A 17,959-nucleotide genomic window follows, 5' to 3' on the forward strand; every position below is an offset into this window, starting at 1 on the left:
ACACAAATGAGAAAAACACTACTAATTTCGGCACTTCTTGCAAGCAGTTTATTGATGGCACAGGAGTATAACTATGAGATTACACCTGTTATTGGTACAAATATTCCAGAAGGAAATTTGGACTTAGACAATCAGTTTTTAACTGGGGCTGAGCTTCAGTACAACGGTCTTGGTACTCTTTTAAGTCCTGAACTAAGCTTGCTTTATACAAACAATGCTGACTACAAAAACTCTACATTTGATACAGATATCTACCGCATCGCACTTAATGGTGTTTATGAGTATAAAACAGAGGGTATGATTAAGCCTTTGGCAAAAGTTGGTATCGGTTATGAGACGCTTGATAAGCACTTTGCAGAAAATAAAGACAGTGCATTTTTAAATGCAGGTGTTGGCGCAAAGCTTCCTTTGGCAGAAAGTATCGCTCTTAAGCTTGAAGCGGTTTATATGCTTAAAGAAAACGACAGAAGATGGGATAGTAACCTCGCACTCTTAGCGGGTCTTAACTTCGCATTTGGTCCTAAAGCACAACCAGTAGTTGCAGCACCTGCACCAGTAGCGGCTCCAGCTCCAAAGCCAGTTCCAGCTCCAGTTGTTGTGGCTCCTGCTCCAAAACCAGTAGATGGCGACAATGACAAAGATGGCGTACTTAACTCTAAAGACAAGTGCCCAACAACACCGGCGGGACACAAAGTTGATAGCGATGGATGTTCAGTTTTAGTAAATCTACATGTAAATTTTGACAACAATTCTTACAAAGTAGGTGATGCATATATGTCAAAAGTAAAAGAGTTTGCAGACTTTATGAAAACAATGCCAAACTATGATGCAAAAATCGTAGGTCATACAGATAGCGTTGGAAGCGATAAGAGCAACCAAACTCTCTCTGAAAACAGAGCAAATGCAGTGAAAAACCTTATCGTAAACGAGGGTGTTGACGCAAGCAGAGTATCTTCAAAAGGTATGGGCGAAAAAGCTCCTGTAGCGTCTAACGACACTAAAGAGGGCAAAGCTCAAAACAGAAGAATCGAAGCAGAACTGCTCAAAAAATAGATGTTTGACATCCCTTGCATTATCTTTGCGGGTGGCAAATCAAGCCGAATGGGGGAAGACAAAGCGCTTCTTCCTTTTGGTTCTTTCTCCACACTTAGTGAGTTTCAACTCCATCGTCTCTCAAAAATTTTCAAAAATGTTTATATCTCCTGCAAAGATAAATCAAAATTCCATTTTCAAGCCTCTTTCATAGAAGATGCCAAAACCTCTTTGACGTATGCGCCGACTGCGGGATTTGTAACTATTTTTGAGGCTTTAAAATGTGAAAGATTTTTTGCGCTTAGTGTTGACACCCCATTTGTCTCTAAAAGTGTGATAGAAAAACTTTTAGATGCCGACACTGCAGATAACGATGCAACTATCGCCGCAACTCAAAGCGGCATTCAGCCTATGTGCGGTATCTACCACCGCACACTCGCGCCAAAATTTGAGATGATGCTTCAAGAAGATAATCATAAACTTGGATTTTTGCTAAAAAGTGCAAAAACTTTGTTTGTGGATTTTGAAGATGAAAAGCCCTTTTTAAACCTCAATCATCCGCATGAGTATAAAGAGGCGTTAGTGCAATTAAGTTATAATACAAAATAGAGTTCTTGCAAAATTAAAAACTAAGCGAACGATTCTGCAGCGGAAGGGTCAAATCTAGCTTGCTAGATTTGGGGTACCCACCGTGAGGCCTTAGTGAGCGTGTTTTTAATTTTGCAAGAACTCTATTTATCAATAGGAAAAAAGATGAACCTAACGCATTTAGATGAAAAAGATAGACCAAAAATGGTTGATGTGAGTGAGAAAAACTCTACTACGCGTGTCGCTGTTGCAAGCGGTATCATAGAGATGAGTCAAGAGGCTTATGATGCTATCGTGAGCGAAAAAACAAAAAAGGGTCCCGTGCTTCAAACGGCTGTTATTGCAGCTATCATGGGGACAAAAAAGACGAGTGAACTCATACCGATGTGCCATCCGCTCAACCTGAGCGGGATTAACTGCGATGTTGAAGAGTTGGCTGAACTCCCTGGATTTAAGCTCACAGTTACTGCAAAACTTACGGGACAAACTGGGGTGGAGATGGAAGCACTCACTGGAACAAGCATCGGGCTTTTAACCATTTATGATATGGTCAAGGCGATTGATAAGGGGATGATTATCCGCAATGTACAGTTGGAAGAAAAATCGGGAGGTAAGAGTGGAGATTTTAAACGCTAGAGAGCAGAAGCTTGAACTTGAGTATCCTTGCAGTTGGTCTTATAAGCTTATAGCTAGTGAAGTGGAAGCTTTGAAGCAGGCGATTGTGGATGTTATCAGTGAGAGGGAACATAAACTCACGCACTCCAAAAATTCTAAAGGCGGCAAGTATGTAAGCATGAATCTTGATATGCTTGTCCACAATGAAGATGACAGAAACTTCATCTATGAAGCGCTTAAAGCGCACCAACATATCAAAATGGTACTTTAAAAGGAGTTTACAATGAGTTTACAAGAGTTGCGCACGATAGAATTTGAAAAAATGGATTTACATGAGATTAAAGAGGTTACAGCAAGCGTTATAGAGGAACGCACAAAAGAGCTTCACGACACTCTTGCTGAACTTTTGGTACAAAAAGAGCTTCTTGAGAAAAATATCCAAAAAAAGCAGAGCGAACTACAAGAGGCGAAATATGCGATTTTCAATGATATAGAGTCTCTCATCGACAAAGATGACGCACTCACTCTCTCAAAACTGCATCAAGCAAAACTCCAGTCTATCGACCTTTTTGATCTCTTAGGTGAAACGGTTGAGGGAGCTATCATCACGGCGCTTGAGAAGTCTAAAGACTCTGAGGCGAAAAATATGATTCAAGAGATGGTGCGCGAACTGACCTTTGAAACTATCAAGGAGGGGACGCTCAACACCATACGTGTAAGAAAAATCCTCTCTACCATCTTGCACTCAAGTATTGGGGTTGCGGAAGTTTCACCAAATATGTCTGAAGATATTTTAGAGGCAACTTTAAAGGGTATGCGAGCAGGTTTGCTTGAGTCAATCGATAGGTTTAAAAAGAGACTTGCCTTTATGCCGCTTGAGGCTAAACATATTCTTATAGAAGATTATGACACCATTATGGAGGATTTGAACCAGACAGATACGCTCTTCTTGCAAGTCGTTCAGACGCAGGCAAATGAGAGTGAGCCAACCATCGCCAAGATTCTTTTAGAGCTTAACAAAAAGATGCGTTATGACCTCGAAGAGCTTATCCATATCTCTAAAGAGACAGCTGTTGTTATGAAGGAGAGATTTTCTACTTTAGCAAAAACGGCGGTTAAAAAAGCGGATACTGCCCTGAAGTCTGAGACGGCAAAAGAGGCAAAAAGAATGGGCATTCAAGCATGGGGAATCGCTAAAACAGCCCTCGGAACTGCTATCAAATCTGCAAAAAGCAAGATGGAACCAAAAGAGTAACTCTCTTTTGGATTTTATAACCACCCTTTAGAATCTTCTAGTACGGCTTTGTTTGTCGCATCGTAGAGAGAGATAATCTGTGTTATTATCTCTGTTCCGTTTGTAAAGTAGTCATCAGGATTGATAGCGATACTCTCTTTAGAAAACTCTTTTTTTGCAAAATCAACATAGGCTTCAAGTGAACTATTCATCTTTGCAACTTTTGCTTCTAGGTCTTGTGGATAGTACTTTTTACCACCGCTAAGCACATTTTTTACGCGCGTTTGTAACTCTTTATGAAGCGTGCTCAAATCCGCGATGATAATCGAGAGATTCTCTTTTTGCTCTTGTGTTATTGCGGCTTTAGCAGCGATTCCTGAACCATAGCCTCGTAGCTGTCCGACATATTCACTCAGCGGCAACATCTGCTCCATCATTACAAACGATGCATCTTTTGCAAATGGTGTCATGTGCTCTGCACTTCTTTTGCTTACAGTTTGTGCAAGCATCAAAATCTGCTCAATCTCTTGTGTGTAGCGCTCAAATGCCTCTTCAGGTTTGAGTTTAAATCCTTTACGGTTGAGCTCTATAAGCTTGTTACTTACATCTGAAGCTCTTTGATTGATGACTGGGTCTGATGCAAGTTTTAAAGACTCCATAGTGCCTATAGCTTTTTTCATATCACTTTTGGCATCTTGCACAAGCATCAAAGCAATAAGGTTGCCGTTAAGATAGCTGTTTGTCAAACCTCTGGTTTTTTGTGTTGCAACAACAAGATTTTTCAGAGCATCTATATACTGAGAGCTATCTGCTTGATCAGTATTGCTAAAAATTGGTTTTGCTTGTAGTGTAAATACAAGAATGAACATAAATAAAAAAATACGCATAAACTTACCCTTTTTGATTTTTCAGGGACATTTTAACTCTATTTAAATTAATAAAAACTTATTACTTCGATAATTTAAACTACTATTTATAATATTTAACAACTCCATCCATCTTTGAACCCATATTTAAAAGTACCATATCGGCGATGACAAGTGCCGCCATAGCTTCACACACCACCGTTCCTCTAATGGCTACGCATGGGTCATGACGTCCTTTGAGCGAAAAATCAACCTCTTCATTTTGGCTTGTAATGGTTTGCTGCTCTTGAAAGATGGAGGGTGTCGGCTTAAAATAGACATTCATAACTATCTCCTCGCCGTTGCTGATACCGCCTAAAATACCGCCTGCATGGTTGGAGACAAATCCATCCGCTCTTATAGCATCATTGTTTTGCGACCCCTTCAGCGAAGCACTTAAGATACCATCGCCTATCTCGACTGCTTTTACTGCATTGATGCCCATCATAGCGTCCGCTAAAACACTATCTAGCTTGTAGTAAAGCGGCTGACCCAGCCCTATCGGTGCACCGCGTACAACTACTCTTGAGACACCGCCGACTGAGTCGTGCGCATTTTTGGCTCTAAGAACCGCCTCTTTTTGGGCATCCTCTTTTGTAGCATCAAGCGCATAAATGATACTTTTTTTTGCCGCCTCATAGTCAGAAGTTTCAGATTTTATCCCGTCAATCTCACAAATACCGCTTAGCACTTCGATGTCAAGCTGACGTAACATCAGTTTTGCGATAGCACCCGCCGCAACTCTAGCCGCCGTCTCTCTTGCAGAGCTTCTTCCACCTCCGCGGTAATCACGCAAACCGTACTTGTGAAAATAGGTAAAGTCTGCATGTCCTGGGCGAAAAACATCTTTGATATTGGAGTAATCTTTGGACTTCTGGTCTGTGTTGTAGATGACCATGGCGATGGGCGTTCCTGTGCTTTTGCCCTCAAAAACTCCGCTAAGTATCTCTACTTTGTCGTCCTCTTTTCTAGCTGTTTCAAACTCGCTTTTGCCAGGTTTGCGGCGGTCTAGCTCACTTTGGATAAACGCCTCGTCTATCTCAAGCCCTGCGGGAACACCATCAAGCAGACACCCGATAGCCTTGCCGTGTGACTCTCCAAACGTGCTGATACGCAACTTTTGTCCAAAACTATTCACTTTAGCTCCTTTAACATTTTTACCGCTGTCTCAGCCGCTTCTTGCTGTGCGATTTTTTTGCTTTTCCCCACCGCTCGTGCGTACTCCCTGTTTTCTATGATAACCGCTACTTCAAACTCTTTTTTATGGTCAGGTCCACGACTTGCGATTACTCTATACTCCGGCGTCTCTCCAAATCTCGCTTGTGTAAGCTCTTGAAGAGTTGTCTTAAAATCACGAAAAAGTGAATCCAGCGATATCTCTTTATGGTTTTTCTCTATCAAACCAATCACGATGGGTCTAAGCGTCTCAAGCCCGCTCTCAAGATAAATAGCCCCCATAATCGCCTCAAAAGCGTTCGAGAGAAGGGAGGCTTTCTCACGTCCGCCGTTGTTCTCCTCTGCGCTTGAGAGGTAGATATACTCGCCAAGGTTTATGGAGCGTGCAAGTTTTTCAAACCCGTCTTCATTCACAAGTGCCGCTCTGATTTTTGACAAAGAGCCCTCATCTGATTTTGGAAATTTGAAAAAAAGGTACTCCCCGACTATCAAATCCAAAACCGCATCACCCAAAAACTCAAGTCGCTCATTATCGTAGGGCTGTTTATGGCTTTTGTGCGTCAGCGCTTCGATAATGAGCTTCTTGTTTTTAAACCTATACTCCAAAATCTCTTCTAAATCTTCTATTTTCTTACTCATTTTCTCTTCTCTTTCATCTTTTGAGCTTCCTCTTTTGCTAAAACATCGCATCGTTCATTCTCTGGATGTCCGTCATGCCCTCGAACCCATGTCGCACTTACTTTGTGCGGTTTTGCTACTTTTATGTACTCCATCCATAAGTCTGGATTTTTTACCTTTTTAAAGTCTCTCTTTACCCAATCACCAAGCCACTCGTTAATCCCCCGCACAACATAAGATGAGTCTGAAACGATAGCAACCTCACACGCTTCCCTTAGAGCTCTAAGTCCTTCAATGACACCTAAGAGCTCCATTCTGTTGTTCGTCGTGTGCAGCTCTCCGCCGCAAATCTCTCTCTCTTTGTCTCCAAAACGCAAAATAGCCGCATATCCACCCGGTCCAGGGTTTCCAAGGGCACTGCCGTCACTGAAAAGAGTTATTTTCTTCACTAAAATCCTTATGATAATCTTTTACTAGAGCGATTTCTGCTCTTGAGGTATCTATCGCATGGCAACTGCTGCAACGGTGAAACGCAAAGGGAAAAACAACTTTGCAGTTATTGCAGATATACTCAAAACCAAGTGTAGCGTTTGCTTTTGCATCAAGGTTTATAAGGACATCTAGCTCAAAGATAGAGCTTCTGTTCGCCACTTCTATATACCCTTTAGCACTGTAAAGCTCTCTGAGATAGCCGTTTTGCATAATAACTTCAAGGTTCAAATCTTTTTTATCAACACACCATAAAACATCAATAAGCTCTTCGGCTTTTGAAGCATCAAAGTTCTCCCAAGCCACTTTTGGATTGACTCGAAAGAGATACTCAAAAACAAGGTGCGTAAGTGCGTGAGAGCTCTTGTAGATCCGCAACAGCTCCTCTACTTTTTCCTCTGATGAGAGCTTTGCAGAGTTGAGTACAAGCAGTGCTTCAAGGTATGCCCTCTCCACCGTCGTATCTCTGCCAAGTTCCTCTAAAGGCTCCAAAACTTCCATCGCCGCCTTGTAGTCTCGCACGCGCTCATACGTCAAAAGCAGATAGCTAAGTGCTTGAGGGGTACGAGGGTTGTTTTTTAGTATCTCTAAAAAAATCTGCCTTGAGCGTTCCAAAAAGCCCGCTTTAAAGTAGGTTTTACCGAGCAAAAACATCGTGTCTCTGTAATTTGCCTTGTCTCCGACCTTTAAAAGTTCACTGTAAATCTCAATACTTTTTTCATAGTTACCGCTCTTTGCATAGGCATTGGCAAGTAAAAACCAAGACTTTTCGGAGAGTTCGCCTTTTGCGATAAGAACCTTTAGCTCATTTTGCGAGGGAAGCGTTTGAAACTGTTGTAAAAATCTATCAAGATGCTTGTAGTCCTCTTTTTTCTTATATTTGGAGAGCCAGTATGAGAAAAAAGTGATAACAAAAATAAGAACAAAAAAGATAATAATTCCAAAAAGCGGGTCTTTAGACTCCAGAAAAAAAGCATCCATCAGTCGTACACCACTATACCGTAATCATTTTTGAGATTGTAAAACGTTGCGTTTGGAGCAAACTCCAAATCTTTTATCTTTCCAAGCTGAACAATGGAATTTTTGCCTACTTTTATGCCAAACTCTGTAAAAAATTTTTTGATATTGACAAACTTCACATCTTCGACATATTTGTACTCAAACTCTTTGTAGAGCTTCATCTTCTCGTATGAGAACAGATGTTCATTGACATGAAGTTTGTCGGAAGCGTACTTGATGGGAAGATGTCCGGAGAGGTCTGTAAGTATCTTCTCCACGTACTCATATTTTTGAGGAAGTGTCTGTTTTTGTACAAAAAGGTATTTGTTGTTGAGCTTGAGGTTTGGCGTGCTCTTCCAATAACGATACGTTGGGTTTGAGACACCAAGTTTTGCAGAGACCTCTCTCCAGAGCCAATAAGAGTTGAGTGTATTTGGCAAGTGAGACATCTTTGCTTCTTAGCTCCTTAAAAATTTACATCTATTATATAATGATTTGGTTAAAATCCCCACCCCTAAAAGGTTGCCACAACCCATTTTGTAACAAAGTAACCTCCAATAAGAAGCCATAAGAACATCGTTCCCGCTGTATAAATGGGTGCTAAACCAAGCCCTTTAAATTTGGCAAATACCGTCCCAATCCCCAGAGCAGTCATCGCCATCGTGAGCAAAAAAGTGTCTATCTGGTTGATAAGTGCTACTATGTTTTGCGGCACGATGCCAAGCGAGTTAAACCCCGCCATACCGATAAAGTAAACCGCAAACCACGGGATAACAAGCTTCACGCCGCCAGCCTCACCGCCACTTTTTTTGGCACTCAAAGAGAGGTAAATACCAAGAAGAATAAGCATCGGCGCAATCATAATGACACGTGTCATCTTTACAATAACCGCTGCGTTTGCCATCTCTTCACTCGCCCCTGGAACAGAAGCGGGAACTGCGACAACCTGTGCCACTTCATGGATAGTTCCGCCGACATAGATACCAAACTCTTTTGCGCTCATGTCAAAAACGCCCATATTGTAGAGTGCGGGGTACAAAAACATCGCTATTGTTCCAAAGAGAACAACCATGGAGACGGCGATTGCCGCTTTATGCTCCTCTGCCTTTAAAACAGGCTCTGTCGCCAAAACTGCCGCCGCTCCACAAACCGAAGCTCCGGAGGCACTGAGCATGGATGTGTCTCTGTCCATCTTGAAAAGCCGCTGTCCCACCCATGTTCCAAGCACAAAAGTAGTCGAGAGCATGATAAGCGAGACCAAAAAGCCCTCCACGCCCACCTCTGCTATCTGCTGAAACGTGATGCGAAATCCATAAAAAACAATGGCAAAACGGAGGATTTTTTTGGCTGAAAATGTTATACCCCCGCTCCACTCTTTTGGGGTGTTGTTATGCAGTGTATTTGCATAAAAAATACCGATAACGATACCGATAACAAGCGGTGAAATCCCCAAAGATTTGACAAATGCAAGTTCTGAAATCATCGTTGCGGCTGCGGCAAAGATAGCTACAAAAAGAACTCCGTTGATAGTACCTTTTCTATTTGTGGGTGAAAATGGCATGGACTCTCCTTTAAAAAAAACGCAATTATAGCTAAAATTTATAGTACTTCGATTTTGAGCATGCTTTTTACCCACTCTTCTTTAGAGTCATCTCTCTTTTGTGCCTTCTCTACGAGAACCTTTGCTGCATCAACTTTTTTCACCCCAACAAGATAGGTCGCTATGGTATCTGCTCTGCTGTTTGCCAGAGTTACGAGCTCCTCATCCAAGACGCTCCATGTTGTCATACATTCCGCAACAAGCGCTTTTTGGAACTCTGATTTGAAGAGCTCTTTTGCGTGTTTCTGGCTTATATCGCTCTTGAGCAGTGCTATTTTCTCTTTGCCAAGACGCGGGAGGCAGAGTGCCTCTACAGAGTTTACAGTAACATTTGCACCGTTTCCGCTTTGCGCTAAGAGCTCTTGTGTCAGTTTTTTTGCCTGAAGCGCCTCTTTATCTTTTTGAACATCATATCCGCCAGAGATTTTAAGAGAGAGTTTTGGTTTTTCAAGCAGCATCTTTGCCACGCTGTCAAGCTTTTCTCTCTCAGGCGGTAGCAGTACAAACTCAGAAGCCCCAAACTCGACATACTCAAGCTCATCAGACTCTATTCCCATCGCTGCACCCAAAAACTTAAATGGAGACGCTACTGCTTTGACGATTAAGTTCACAAATGTTTTAAGCACCATCGCGCCATACTTAAAATCAGGTTCGTTCAAATTGCCCTCTACTGGCATGTTAATATCTATGACGCCCTCACTGTCTTCTAGGAGTGCGACTGCAAAACCAAGGGGAAGTTTGGTGATATTTTCATCCTCCACCTCTTCACCAAGTTTGATTTTTTTGATGATAAGGCTATTTGCACCAAGAAGTTGTGAGTCAAAAATCTTATACTGCAAATCAAGGAAAAGTTTTCCCTCATCTATCTTATACCCAGCAAATTGGGCACTGTAACCGCTAAAAGAGTTGAGGCTAAGATTACGAAAGTTCAGGTTTAAATCGGTGTAAGATTTAAAGTCCGAAGCCTCTACGCTCCCTTTGAGTTTTGCAGAGCCGTAAGCATCAACCTCACCATCCATCTCTACATAACTCACACCCCCTTTGACGTTGGAGAGTGCGTAGAGGTCGCCGTTTAGGTCATGGATAGAGGTTTTAAAATCAATTGGCAAAGAGTAGTCCGCAAAATTTGCACTTCCATTTTTTACTTTGAGCTTGAGAAGTTTAAAATCAAAACTCTCTTTTGATTCACTTTTTTGCGGCTCTTTTAGCTCTTTTGATTTTTGTGACTCTTTTGACTCTTTGGTGAGTTTTGCAATATTCATACTTTTGTCTTCATTGATTTGCGCATCCAAATAAAAAGAGTCAAGTAAAACCTCATCGACACTTAGCCTGTTTGGCGTACTTTTGAAGCTAAATGAGTTTACATCTGCTTTGATGAAAGAGGTGATTGTGCTGTTGTCTCGTGTGTCGTGCAAGAAAAAGTTGCGCACATTGAGACTTCCATCCACAGAAGCATCAAATCTCTCGCCCCTTTGCTTGTAACTGTTTTTACTCGTGAGACTAAGATACCCGTCGCTGATTTTTAAAAATGTACTCTCTTGCAGGTAAGGTGTAAGCTCTTTGAGGGAGATTTTTTGAAGCTTCAACGTCCCTTTTTGCTCAAGCGGCGTGTGCTGCAGCGACCCTTTTGCATCTATCTTGCCTACTTTGTTCACCCGCATATCAACAGCATACGCAAGCGAGCTCTTCTTGTTTGAGTCTATATTTTTTGCACCGACGTGAATCTTGTCTAAAACAACCTTCGCGCTTTTTTGCACACTTTTGTCCTCAAAAACAACCTCTGCATCGTTTATATCAAATGCGCCTATCGCCACTCTGTAGGGTTTCTCTTGCGGTACATTTTTTGCGACATTTGCTTTGGTGCTTTTTTTGACCTCTTTTGCCTCTACAAGCCCTGCAACGTCAATGCTGCCGTTTTTCTCTTTTTTGAGACCAAAAGAGAGCTTCTCTAGCGTTGCGCCGGTTACACTTACCTCTTTTTTAGCACTGTTTAGGGATGCATTTTGGATAGCAAAGGTTTTAAATGTGACAACCTTTTCTCCGCTTTTTCTCTTTGCAAGATGAAAATCCTCAAGTTTGAAATTTGCTTTATCGACAACAGCACTGATTTGCGCATTTCTATCCTCAAGGGCGATATGCGCATCAAAGCCCACAACTCCACCCTTAAGTGCCACATTGTATGTTTTGAGTTGCTCTAACGCTATCTTGTCCACATAAGGAACATAGTGCAAAAGCCCTAAATTTGCGCATTTGACACTAGAGTCAAGCATGAGATTTTTATGTTTGAGCGCACCTTCTATGTTACACGTCGCTTCATTGAGACGCATAGCTGCTTCGTACGTTAACGCCTCTTCTCCAAGCAGTGTCACATTTTTTATCTCGGCATTGACGATATCTAGTTTCGTCTTTACGCTAGGAGCGACACTCTTATCCTCAAAAGCCGCCCCAACATCCTTAAGCGCAATCTTTGCAACTTGAACACTCCAAGGCGCTGTATCTTTTTTTTGTGGTTCTTGCTCTTTGACGCTCTTAGATTGTCCTTCCAGATAACCCATCCAGTCTATAGCGCCTTGCAAATCTCTTTGTGCATTTGCGCTTAAAGATTCGATGACAACATCCTGAACTGAGAGTTTTTGGTGCATTGGTTGGACACGTACATCCTCTATACGTAGGGTTTTGAGTGTAAGCAAATCATGATGTTTGCTCTTTGGTTTGATGCGGAGATTTTCAAGAGAGATAAAAATGTTTTCAAGCGTTGTTGCGTTGATGTCGCCTGCGTTGAAGTGGTAGTTTGTAACAAAATAGAGCTTCCCGTCCGCAATCTCAAGCTTAAGGCTATCTTGCATATATTTCCAAAACGTATAGAGCTTTGTCGCCTCGATATTGACATTTCCATCAATGATGAAAGGGTCGTAACTTGCTACATCGCCTCTTATATCGATATTTCCTCCATCTCCAAGCTGTGAAGTAAAACGCACTTTTGCATTTTTAGTATCAACATTTTGTGTATCGATATCACTCACTTTAAAGTTGATTGCCTCTATGCCAAGTTCAAAAGGGGTTGGATTTCTCAAATCACGAAAAGCAAAAGAACCCTCCTCTAGCGCAACTGCATCGATGATGATACGAGGGATTTCACTGCTTGTTTGCGTCTTCTCCGGCTCACTTTGCGCAGCGCTTTTTACCAGATTATCAAAATTGAGTACGCCCTCTTTATCGAAGTTTAGAAAAATTTGCGGTTTTTGCAGCGTGATATTTTTGAGATACACTGCCCCCATAAAAAGCTGATGAGGTTCAAGATTGACCTTAAATGCTTCAAAAGATGCGAGTTTTTCCCCTTTAGCATCTTGAAGTTCTACGCCATTAACAGTAAGATGAAAAAGAAATGGATTAAAGGAGATATCTCTGATAGAGAGTTTGGCGTGAAGCTGATTTGATATGATTTTTGGTATTTGAGACTCTAAAACAAGAGGAACGATAACAAAACCTACGAGCGCATAAAGCGTAAAAAGAGAGAGCAAAACTTTTTTTATCATCGATAAACCTTTCAAGCTAGCTGATAAAGTTTATCGAATTGTTTTTTAAATGAAGATTATTTTGCCTCTTTTATAACATCGGCCCTTGGATACGTAAATGTTGACTCTCTAAAAACAACGATTTTATCCTCGTGTCCGAGTGCGTACGCACGGATAGTTATGGGAATGATAGTGTCGTGACGTGCATCTTCAGAGAGCTTATCGTATGTTCTTAAAACAACGATTTTCTTCTTTTTGACATCTGGTGTGACATCAAAAGGCTCTTGCGGTTTTGCAATCTCGAGTTTCCCCTCCATACCCTGCGGTAAACTTACCTCAAAGTAAAATTTAAGCGTCTCATTTTGCGTATTTTGAAGTAAAAACTCATACGCATTTTCCACTACCACCCTTCCATCACTCTCTTTGCTGATGGAGTAGAGACGATTTTCTTTGTTGATATTAAGCAACATATGCTCTTTTTTGCTTCCCATCACAACCATACCAACTGCCAAACCAACAAGAAGAATCGCATAAGCAATAATTTTTGGACGGAAATAGTGTGTTTTTCCTTTTTTCTGGATAATCTCATACTCACTCGACCACGTTACAAGGGATGGTTTGCCAAGTTTACCCATGACAACCGTACATGCATCCACGCACTCCAGACAGTTGATACACTCAAGCTGCAACCCTTTTCGGATATCGATGTGTGTCGGGCAGACCGTGACACAGCTCTCACATGCCGTACACTCCGCATGTGGTTCAAAGGCTTGCAAATCTTTTTGTTTTGTAAATGCCTTCTCTTTATGTTCGTTATAGATATGTCCGCCACGGTTTGTATTGTAGAGTGCCATAACCGTGTGGTCATCATAGAGAACAGACTGAACTCTTGAGTATGGGCAAACATAGATACAGTAGTCCTCTTTTAAAAAGACGATATCATAGATGAGAAACAGCGCCGAAGAGACCAGTGTGCCAAGCAAAATCATATGCTCAAACGGGTCAGCCATATAAGCAAAAAAGTCCTCAGGCGGCACAAAAAACCAGATAAGATTTGCACTTGCTACAAAAGAGAGTACGACCCACAAGAGAACAGCGATAAGCTTTTTTATCTTGTTTTCACCCAGTGACATATCGGGCTCTTGTTGCTTGTTTTTGATGCGTTTTCTCAGTTTGAGAAGTTTCGTCTCAATCACATCACGGTAGATGACACGAAAGATAGTCTGCGGACAAATCCACCCACAAAAAACGCGTCCTCCCATCACCGTCATCCCAAAAATCCCTAAAAAGAGTATCATCAGCAAAAACGGCATAAGGTAGAGCTCTTGCATATCAAACTGCACAAATCCAAGATGCAACTTGAGCTTGTCAAAACTCAGTAGAAAAAAGTGGTTCCCATCTATCTGAATCCACGGCAAACCCAAAGCTGCAACTGTTAAAAAAACAAAGAAGACATATCTACTATATCTCCACGGTGTTGGCAACTTTACACCAACGCTACTCTCACTCATGTCTGCTCCTTTGACATATTATTGACAAAATTATAACACACTTTTAAATAATATTCATTATTCATTATAATAATTATTATAACGTATTGTATATTTTTCTTAAAAGTCTCTTTTATGCTCTCTTTTGGTAAAATCAAAACTTTATTTATCTTAATCAGAAGATTTTTCATGACAACAAAAGAGTATATCTTAAAAACTATAAAAACTAGACCCTTAATCATAGACGGCGCTATGGGAACACAGCTCCAACAGCGAGATGAAAAAATCCCAAAAGAAGCGTGGGAGGGCAACGAGGGGTGTAACGAACTTCTTAACGCTACATGTCCTGAGGTTTTAAGCGACATTTACCGTGCCTATCTGACATCTGGCGCAGACTTCATCACGACCAATACTTTTGGCTCATTTTCATGGGTTTTGGATGAGTACGGCATCTCTCACAGAGCTTATGAGCTGACATATGCGGGAACAAAACTTGCAAAAGAGGAGTGCGAAAAAGTCTCCACACCAGAGCATCCGAGATTTGTTTTAGGCTCCATCGGACCAGGGACGAAACTCCCCTCTTTAGGACATATAGCTTATGATGAGATGTATGAGGGTTACACGGAATTTTGTTTAGCGTTGATTGATGGCGGGGTTGATGTTTTCTTGCTTGAGACTTGTCAAGACCCATTGCAGATAAAAGCGGCTCTTCATGCATGCGAAGCGGCAAGTAAACAAAGAGGCGTAGAGATTCCCATCATGGTCTCTGTCACGATTGAACTAAGCGGAACGATGCTTATCGGAACTGATGCCGCAACCATCGCAACCATCTTAGAGCCTTTTGACATCCTCTCTCTTGGATTTAACTGCGGAACAGGACCTGAACAGGTAGAAAAACATGTAAAAACCCTCAGCGAGATTTGGCACAAACCCATCAGCGTTCATGCCAATGCAGGGCTTCCGCAAAACCGTGGGGGCTACACATACTACCCAATGGGACCAGATGAGTTTGCCACAAAACAGGAGAGTTTTTTAAAGTATGAGGGTGTGAGCTTTTTAGGCGGATGTTGCGGCACAACACCTCAACATATCAGAGCGTTAGTCAACCATGTTAGCAAAACAGCTCCAAAAGAGCCAAAAGGAAGCCAACCAAACTCTCTTGCCTCACTCTTCAACACGGTTTCGCTCACACAAGAGGCATCAGTTCTGCTTGTCGGAGAGAGAAGCAACGCAACGGGTTCTAAAGCATTCAGAGAACTTCTTTTGGCAGAGGATTATGAAGGCACGCTAAGTGTCGCTCAACAGCAGGTAAGAGTCGGTGCGCATGTGCTAGATGTAAGTGTCGGTTTTGCAGGGCGTGACGAGACAAAAGATATGAACAGAGTTATGAGTTTGTACGCTCAAAAGATAGCACTTCCGCTTATGCCCGACTCCACGCAAACTCCGGCACTTGAAGAGGCACTAAAACTCATCGGCGGCAAACCCATCATAAACTCCGTAAATCTTGAAGACGGGATAGAGAAGTTTGACAAAGTTTGCGCCCTGGCTAAAAAATTTGGAGCCGCTCTTGTTTGTCTGACTATCGATGAAGAGGGGATGGCAAAAACGGTGACAAGAAAACTTGAAGTTGCCGAACGCATTTACGCATTTGCTACCCAAAAACATGGGATAAAACCGCAGGATTTGGTTTTTGACCTGCTCACTTTTACCCTTGGAAGCGGTGATGAAGAATACGCTGATGCGGGCATAAACACCATAGAAGCCATAAGAGAGTTGCGCACTAGACACCCTGAAGTGGGAGCAATTTTGGGGCTTTCAAACATCTCTTTTGGACTTGACAAAGATGCCAGACCCTACCTAAACTCCATGTTTTTACACCACTGTACACAAGCGGGACTTACAAGCGTCATCATCAATGTTCAGCACATCATCCCGATAAACAAAATCAGCGAGAGAGACCAAGAGATTTGTGACAACCTTATCTTTAACCGTAAAGCTAATGGAGCGGCTCTTTTTGAGTTTATAGAACATTTCAGTACAAAAGAGAAGGTTGATAACAGTGCAGTCGATGAAGCCTACCTTGCCATGAGCATGGAGGAGAAAATCGCAAAACTGCTTATGGACGGCGACAAAGAGCGGATGATTCCACTGGTAGAAGAGGCGAGACACTCCATCGCACCTGAAAAAATCGTAAATGAGATACTCATAGATGCTATGAAAGTTGTCGGAGAGCTTTTTGGGCGTGGCGATATGCAGCTCCCTTTTGTTCTTCAAAGTGCCGAAACTATGAAAAAAACGGTGGATTATCTCAACCCTTACTTGCCAAAGATAGATAAGAAAGTCGATACCACACTCATTTTAGGAACGGTAAAGGGGGATGTTCACGATGTCGGCAAAAACCTAGTTGATATCATCCTCTCAAACAACGGCTTTAAAGTTATCAATCTCGGTATAAAAGTTGATATAGAGGCGTTTATAAAAACCCTAAAGGAGTCAAACGCAAGTGCCATAGGCATGAGCGGGCTTTTGGTCAAATCGACGCAAGTGATGAAAGAGAACCTTGAAGCACTCCAGAGAGAAGGCATCAAAATCCCCGTACTTCTCGGCGGTGCGGCACTTACAAGGGCGTTTATAGATGATTTTTGCCGCCCTATTTATGATGGACCAATATTCTACTGCAAAGATGCGTTTGACGGCGTGACCGCCATGAGCCGCATTGAAGCGGGCAATTTTGATACCGACCTACACGGCAAAGAGGGCGAAGAGAAGATAATCAAAGTAAAAGAAGAGATAATCATCCCGCCGTTTGAAGAGCTTAAAATGCCCTCTCGTGATATCAAAGTTCCAACACCGCCGTTTTGGGGAAGAAGAGAGCTAAAACTAACTCCACAACAAATCGAGATGGCATTTGAGTGGCTAAACCACAAACTTCTTTTTAAAGCTCGCTGGGGTTACAGCTCAAAAGGACTAACAAAAGAGGCGTATGAAAAACAGCTAAATGAGGTAGTTTACCCAGCGTATGAGAAGCTAAAAAAACGCTTTATAGATGAAAAACTATTTGAGCCAACCATCATTTACGGCTACTGGCCATGCAGAAGCGACGATGACACGCTTTTGATTTTTGATGAGAGCGAAGGGTACAACAGCGAGAGCGAGATAAACCATGAGCCGCTTTATGAGATTATGGGCAGAGCAAAAGAGAAGTTTACTTTCCCAAGACAGTCAAAACAACCACACCGTGCATTAAGCGACTTTTTCCACAGAGACAGACATGATGTCGTAGCGTTTACATGCGTAAGTGCGGGAGCAAAACTAAGCGAAGTCGAGAGAGAGATTTACGAGCGAGGCAACTACACAGAGTACTACCGGTTTCATGGATTAGGCGTCGAACTTGCCGAAGCTTTGGCGGAGATAGCACATAAACAGATACGCCTTGATTTGGGAATTGCCAAAGACGAGGGCAACAAACTAAGCGATGTAAAAATGTCCGCTTATGAGGGATGCCGCTACTCATTCGGATACGCCGCATGCCCCAACCTAGAACTAAACCGCCCACTCTTTAACCTCTTAAAACCCGAAGAGTTCGGTATAGAACTAAGCGAAACATTTCAAATCCACCCAGAACAGTCCACTTCTGCGCTGGTGGTTTATCATCCTAGTGCGAGTTACTATAATGTTTAAGAATGGCGAAATAACAA

15 protein-coding genes are annotated in these 17,959 nt (G+C 42.1%); 6 read left to right on the top strand and 9 right to left on the bottom strand.

Going from position 1 to position 17,959, the window contains the following annotated elements; translation table 11 throughout:
• Positions 1-6: 6 nt before the first annotated feature.
• From AC6H4V_RS11370 to AC6H4V_RS11390, 5 genes are all read left to right on the top strand, one after another.
• A complete protein-coding gene (locus AC6H4V_RS11370) occupies positions 7-1,053 on the top strand; it encodes an OmpA family protein (RefSeq protein ID WP_497606932.1) in 1,047 nt (348 codons plus the stop codon).
• Entirely contained in the window at positions 1,054-1,641 is a 588-nt protein-coding gene (mobA, locus tag AC6H4V_RS11375; RefSeq protein WP_497606933.1) for a molybdenum cofactor guanylyltransferase MobA, read from the top strand.
• Positions 1,642-1,785: 144 nt separating this feature from the next.
• Positions 1,786-2,256, top strand: coding sequence for a cyclic pyranopterin monophosphate synthase MoaC (moaC, locus tag AC6H4V_RS11380; RefSeq protein ID WP_497606934.1), 471 nt, complete (start codon positions 1,786-1,788; stop codon positions 2,254-2,256).
• Positions 2,237-2,506, top strand: coding sequence for an HP0495 family protein (locus AC6H4V_RS11385; protein ID WP_428728989.1), 270 nt, complete (start codon positions 2,237-2,239; stop codon positions 2,504-2,506). The genes moaC and AC6H4V_RS11385 overlap by 20 nt, the downstream gene beginning before the upstream one ends.
• 12 nt (positions 2,507-2,518) lie before the next feature.
• Positions 2,519-3,490, top strand: coding sequence for a DUF6781 family protein (locus AC6H4V_RS11390; protein ID WP_428728988.1), 972 nt, complete (start codon positions 2,519-2,521; stop codon positions 3,488-3,490).
• Between the two features lie 14 nt (positions 3,491-3,504).
• On the opposite strand, the gene AC6H4V_RS11395 is transcribed toward AC6H4V_RS11390, so the two are convergent.
• The 9 genes from AC6H4V_RS11395 to ccoG all read right to left on the bottom strand — a co-directional run bounded on the left by AC6H4V_RS11395 (position 3,505) and on the right by ccoG (position 14,282).
• Positions 3,505-4,356, bottom strand: a complete 852-nt coding sequence (locus tag AC6H4V_RS11395; protein WP_428728987.1) for a nitrate- and nitrite sensing domain-containing protein — start codon at positions 4,354-4,356, stop codon at positions 3,505-3,507.
• Between the two features lie 82 nt (positions 4,357-4,438).
• Positions 4,439-5,512 carry a chorismate synthase gene (gene aroC, locus AC6H4V_RS11400; protein ID WP_497606935.1) on the bottom strand — a complete coding sequence of 358 codons (1,074 nt, stop codon included), beginning with the start codon at positions 5,510-5,512 and terminating at the stop codon, positions 4,439-4,441.
• Entirely contained in the window at positions 5,509-6,189 is a 681-nt protein-coding gene (rnc, locus tag AC6H4V_RS11405) for a ribonuclease III (protein WP_428728985.1), read from the bottom strand. The genes aroC and rnc overlap by 4 nt, the downstream gene beginning before the upstream one ends.
• Positions 6,186-6,617: a ribonuclease HI gene (gene rnhA / locus AC6H4V_RS11410; protein WP_497606936.1), complete on the bottom strand. Its 432-nt coding sequence runs from the start codon at positions 6,615-6,617 to the stop codon at positions 6,186-6,188. The genes rnc and rnhA overlap by 4 nt, the downstream gene beginning before the upstream one ends.
• Positions 6,592-7,638 (bottom strand): tetratricopeptide repeat protein, encoded by a 1,047-nt coding sequence (locus tag AC6H4V_RS11415; RefSeq protein WP_428728983.1) that lies wholly within the window; start codon positions 7,636-7,638, stop codon positions 6,592-6,594. The genes rnhA and AC6H4V_RS11415 overlap by 26 nt, the downstream gene beginning before the upstream one ends.
• Positions 7,638-8,105 (bottom strand): hypothetical protein, encoded by a 468-nt coding sequence (locus AC6H4V_RS11420; RefSeq protein WP_428728982.1) that lies wholly within the window; start codon positions 8,103-8,105, stop codon positions 7,638-7,640. Before AC6H4V_RS11420 ends, AC6H4V_RS11415 begins: the two co-directional genes overlap by 1 nt.
• A gap of 65 nt (positions 8,106-8,170) precedes the next feature.
• Positions 8,171-9,217 (bottom strand): YeiH family protein, encoded by a 1,047-nt coding sequence (locus AC6H4V_RS11425; protein WP_497606937.1) that lies wholly within the window; start codon positions 9,215-9,217, stop codon positions 8,171-8,173.
• Between the two features lie 38 nt (positions 9,218-9,255).
• The gene (locus AC6H4V_RS11430; protein ID WP_497606938.1) at positions 9,256-12,792 is read right to left on the bottom strand and encodes a DUF748 domain-containing protein; all 3,537 of its coding nucleotides are present in this window, start codon (positions 12,790-12,792) and stop codon (positions 9,256-9,258) included.
• A 56-nt stretch (positions 12,793-12,848) separates the two neighbouring features.
• A complete protein-coding gene (gene ccoG / locus AC6H4V_RS11435; protein ID WP_428728979.1) occupies positions 12,849-14,282 on the bottom strand; it encodes a cytochrome c oxidase accessory protein CcoG in 1,434 nt (477 codons plus the stop codon).
• Between the two features lie 168 nt (positions 14,283-14,450).
• Here ccoG and metH point away from each other — a divergent pair, with 168 nt between their 5' ends.
• The gene (metH, locus tag AC6H4V_RS11440; RefSeq protein WP_497606939.1) at positions 14,451-17,942 is read left to right on the top strand and encodes a methionine synthase; all 3,492 of its coding nucleotides are present in this window, start codon (positions 14,451-14,453) and stop codon (positions 17,940-17,942) included.
• Positions 17,943-17,959 lie beyond the last annotated feature (17 nt).

This window comes from Sulfurimonas lacustris, assembly GCF_059705355.1.

What these genes read in the sequence shown, in the direction of transcription:
- AC6H4V_RS11370 (WP_497606932.1), top strand. Translation starts at nt 7, where the DNA reads ATGAGAAAAACACTACTAATTTCGGCACTTCTTGCAAGCAGTTTATTG.
- mobA (WP_497606933.1), top strand. Translation starts at nt 1,054, where the DNA reads ATGTTTGACATCCCTTGCATTATCTTTGCGGGTGGCAAATCAAGCCGA.
- moaC (WP_497606934.1), top strand. Translation starts at nt 1,786, where the DNA reads ATGAACCTAACGCATTTAGATGAAAAAGATAGACCAAAAATGGTTGAT.
- AC6H4V_RS11390 (WP_428728988.1), top strand. Translation starts at nt 2,519, where the DNA reads ATGAGTTTACAAGAGTTGCGCACGATAGAATTTGAAAAAATGGATTTA.
- AC6H4V_RS11395 (WP_428728987.1), bottom strand. Translation starts at nt 4,356, where the DNA reads ATGCGTATTTTTTTATTTATGTTCATTCTTGTATTTACACTACAAGCA.
- rnc (WP_428728985.1), bottom strand. Translation starts at nt 6,189, where the DNA reads ATGAGTAAGAAAATAGAAGATTTAGAAGAGATTTTGGAGTATAGGTTT.
- AC6H4V_RS11415 (WP_428728983.1), bottom strand. Translation starts at nt 7,638, where the DNA reads ATGGATGCTTTTTTTCTGGAGTCTAAAGACCCGCTTTTTGGAATTATT.
- AC6H4V_RS11420 (WP_428728982.1), bottom strand. Translation starts at nt 8,105, where the DNA reads ATGTCTCACTTGCCAAATACACTCAACTCTTATTGGCTCTGGAGAGAG.
- AC6H4V_RS11425 (WP_497606937.1), bottom strand. Translation starts at nt 9,217, where the DNA reads ATGCCATTTTCACCCACAAATAGAAAAGGTACTATCAACGGAGTTCTT.
- AC6H4V_RS11430 (WP_497606938.1), bottom strand. Translation starts at nt 12,792, where the DNA reads ATGATAAAAAAAGTTTTGCTCTCTCTTTTTACGCTTTATGCGCTCGTA.
- ccoG (WP_428728979.1), bottom strand. Translation starts at nt 14,282, where the DNA reads ATGAGTGAGAGTAGCGTTGGTGTAAAGTTGCCAACACCGTGGAGATAT.
- metH (WP_497606939.1), top strand. Translation starts at nt 14,451, where the DNA reads ATGACAACAAAAGAGTATATCTTAAAAACTATAAAAACTAGACCCTTA.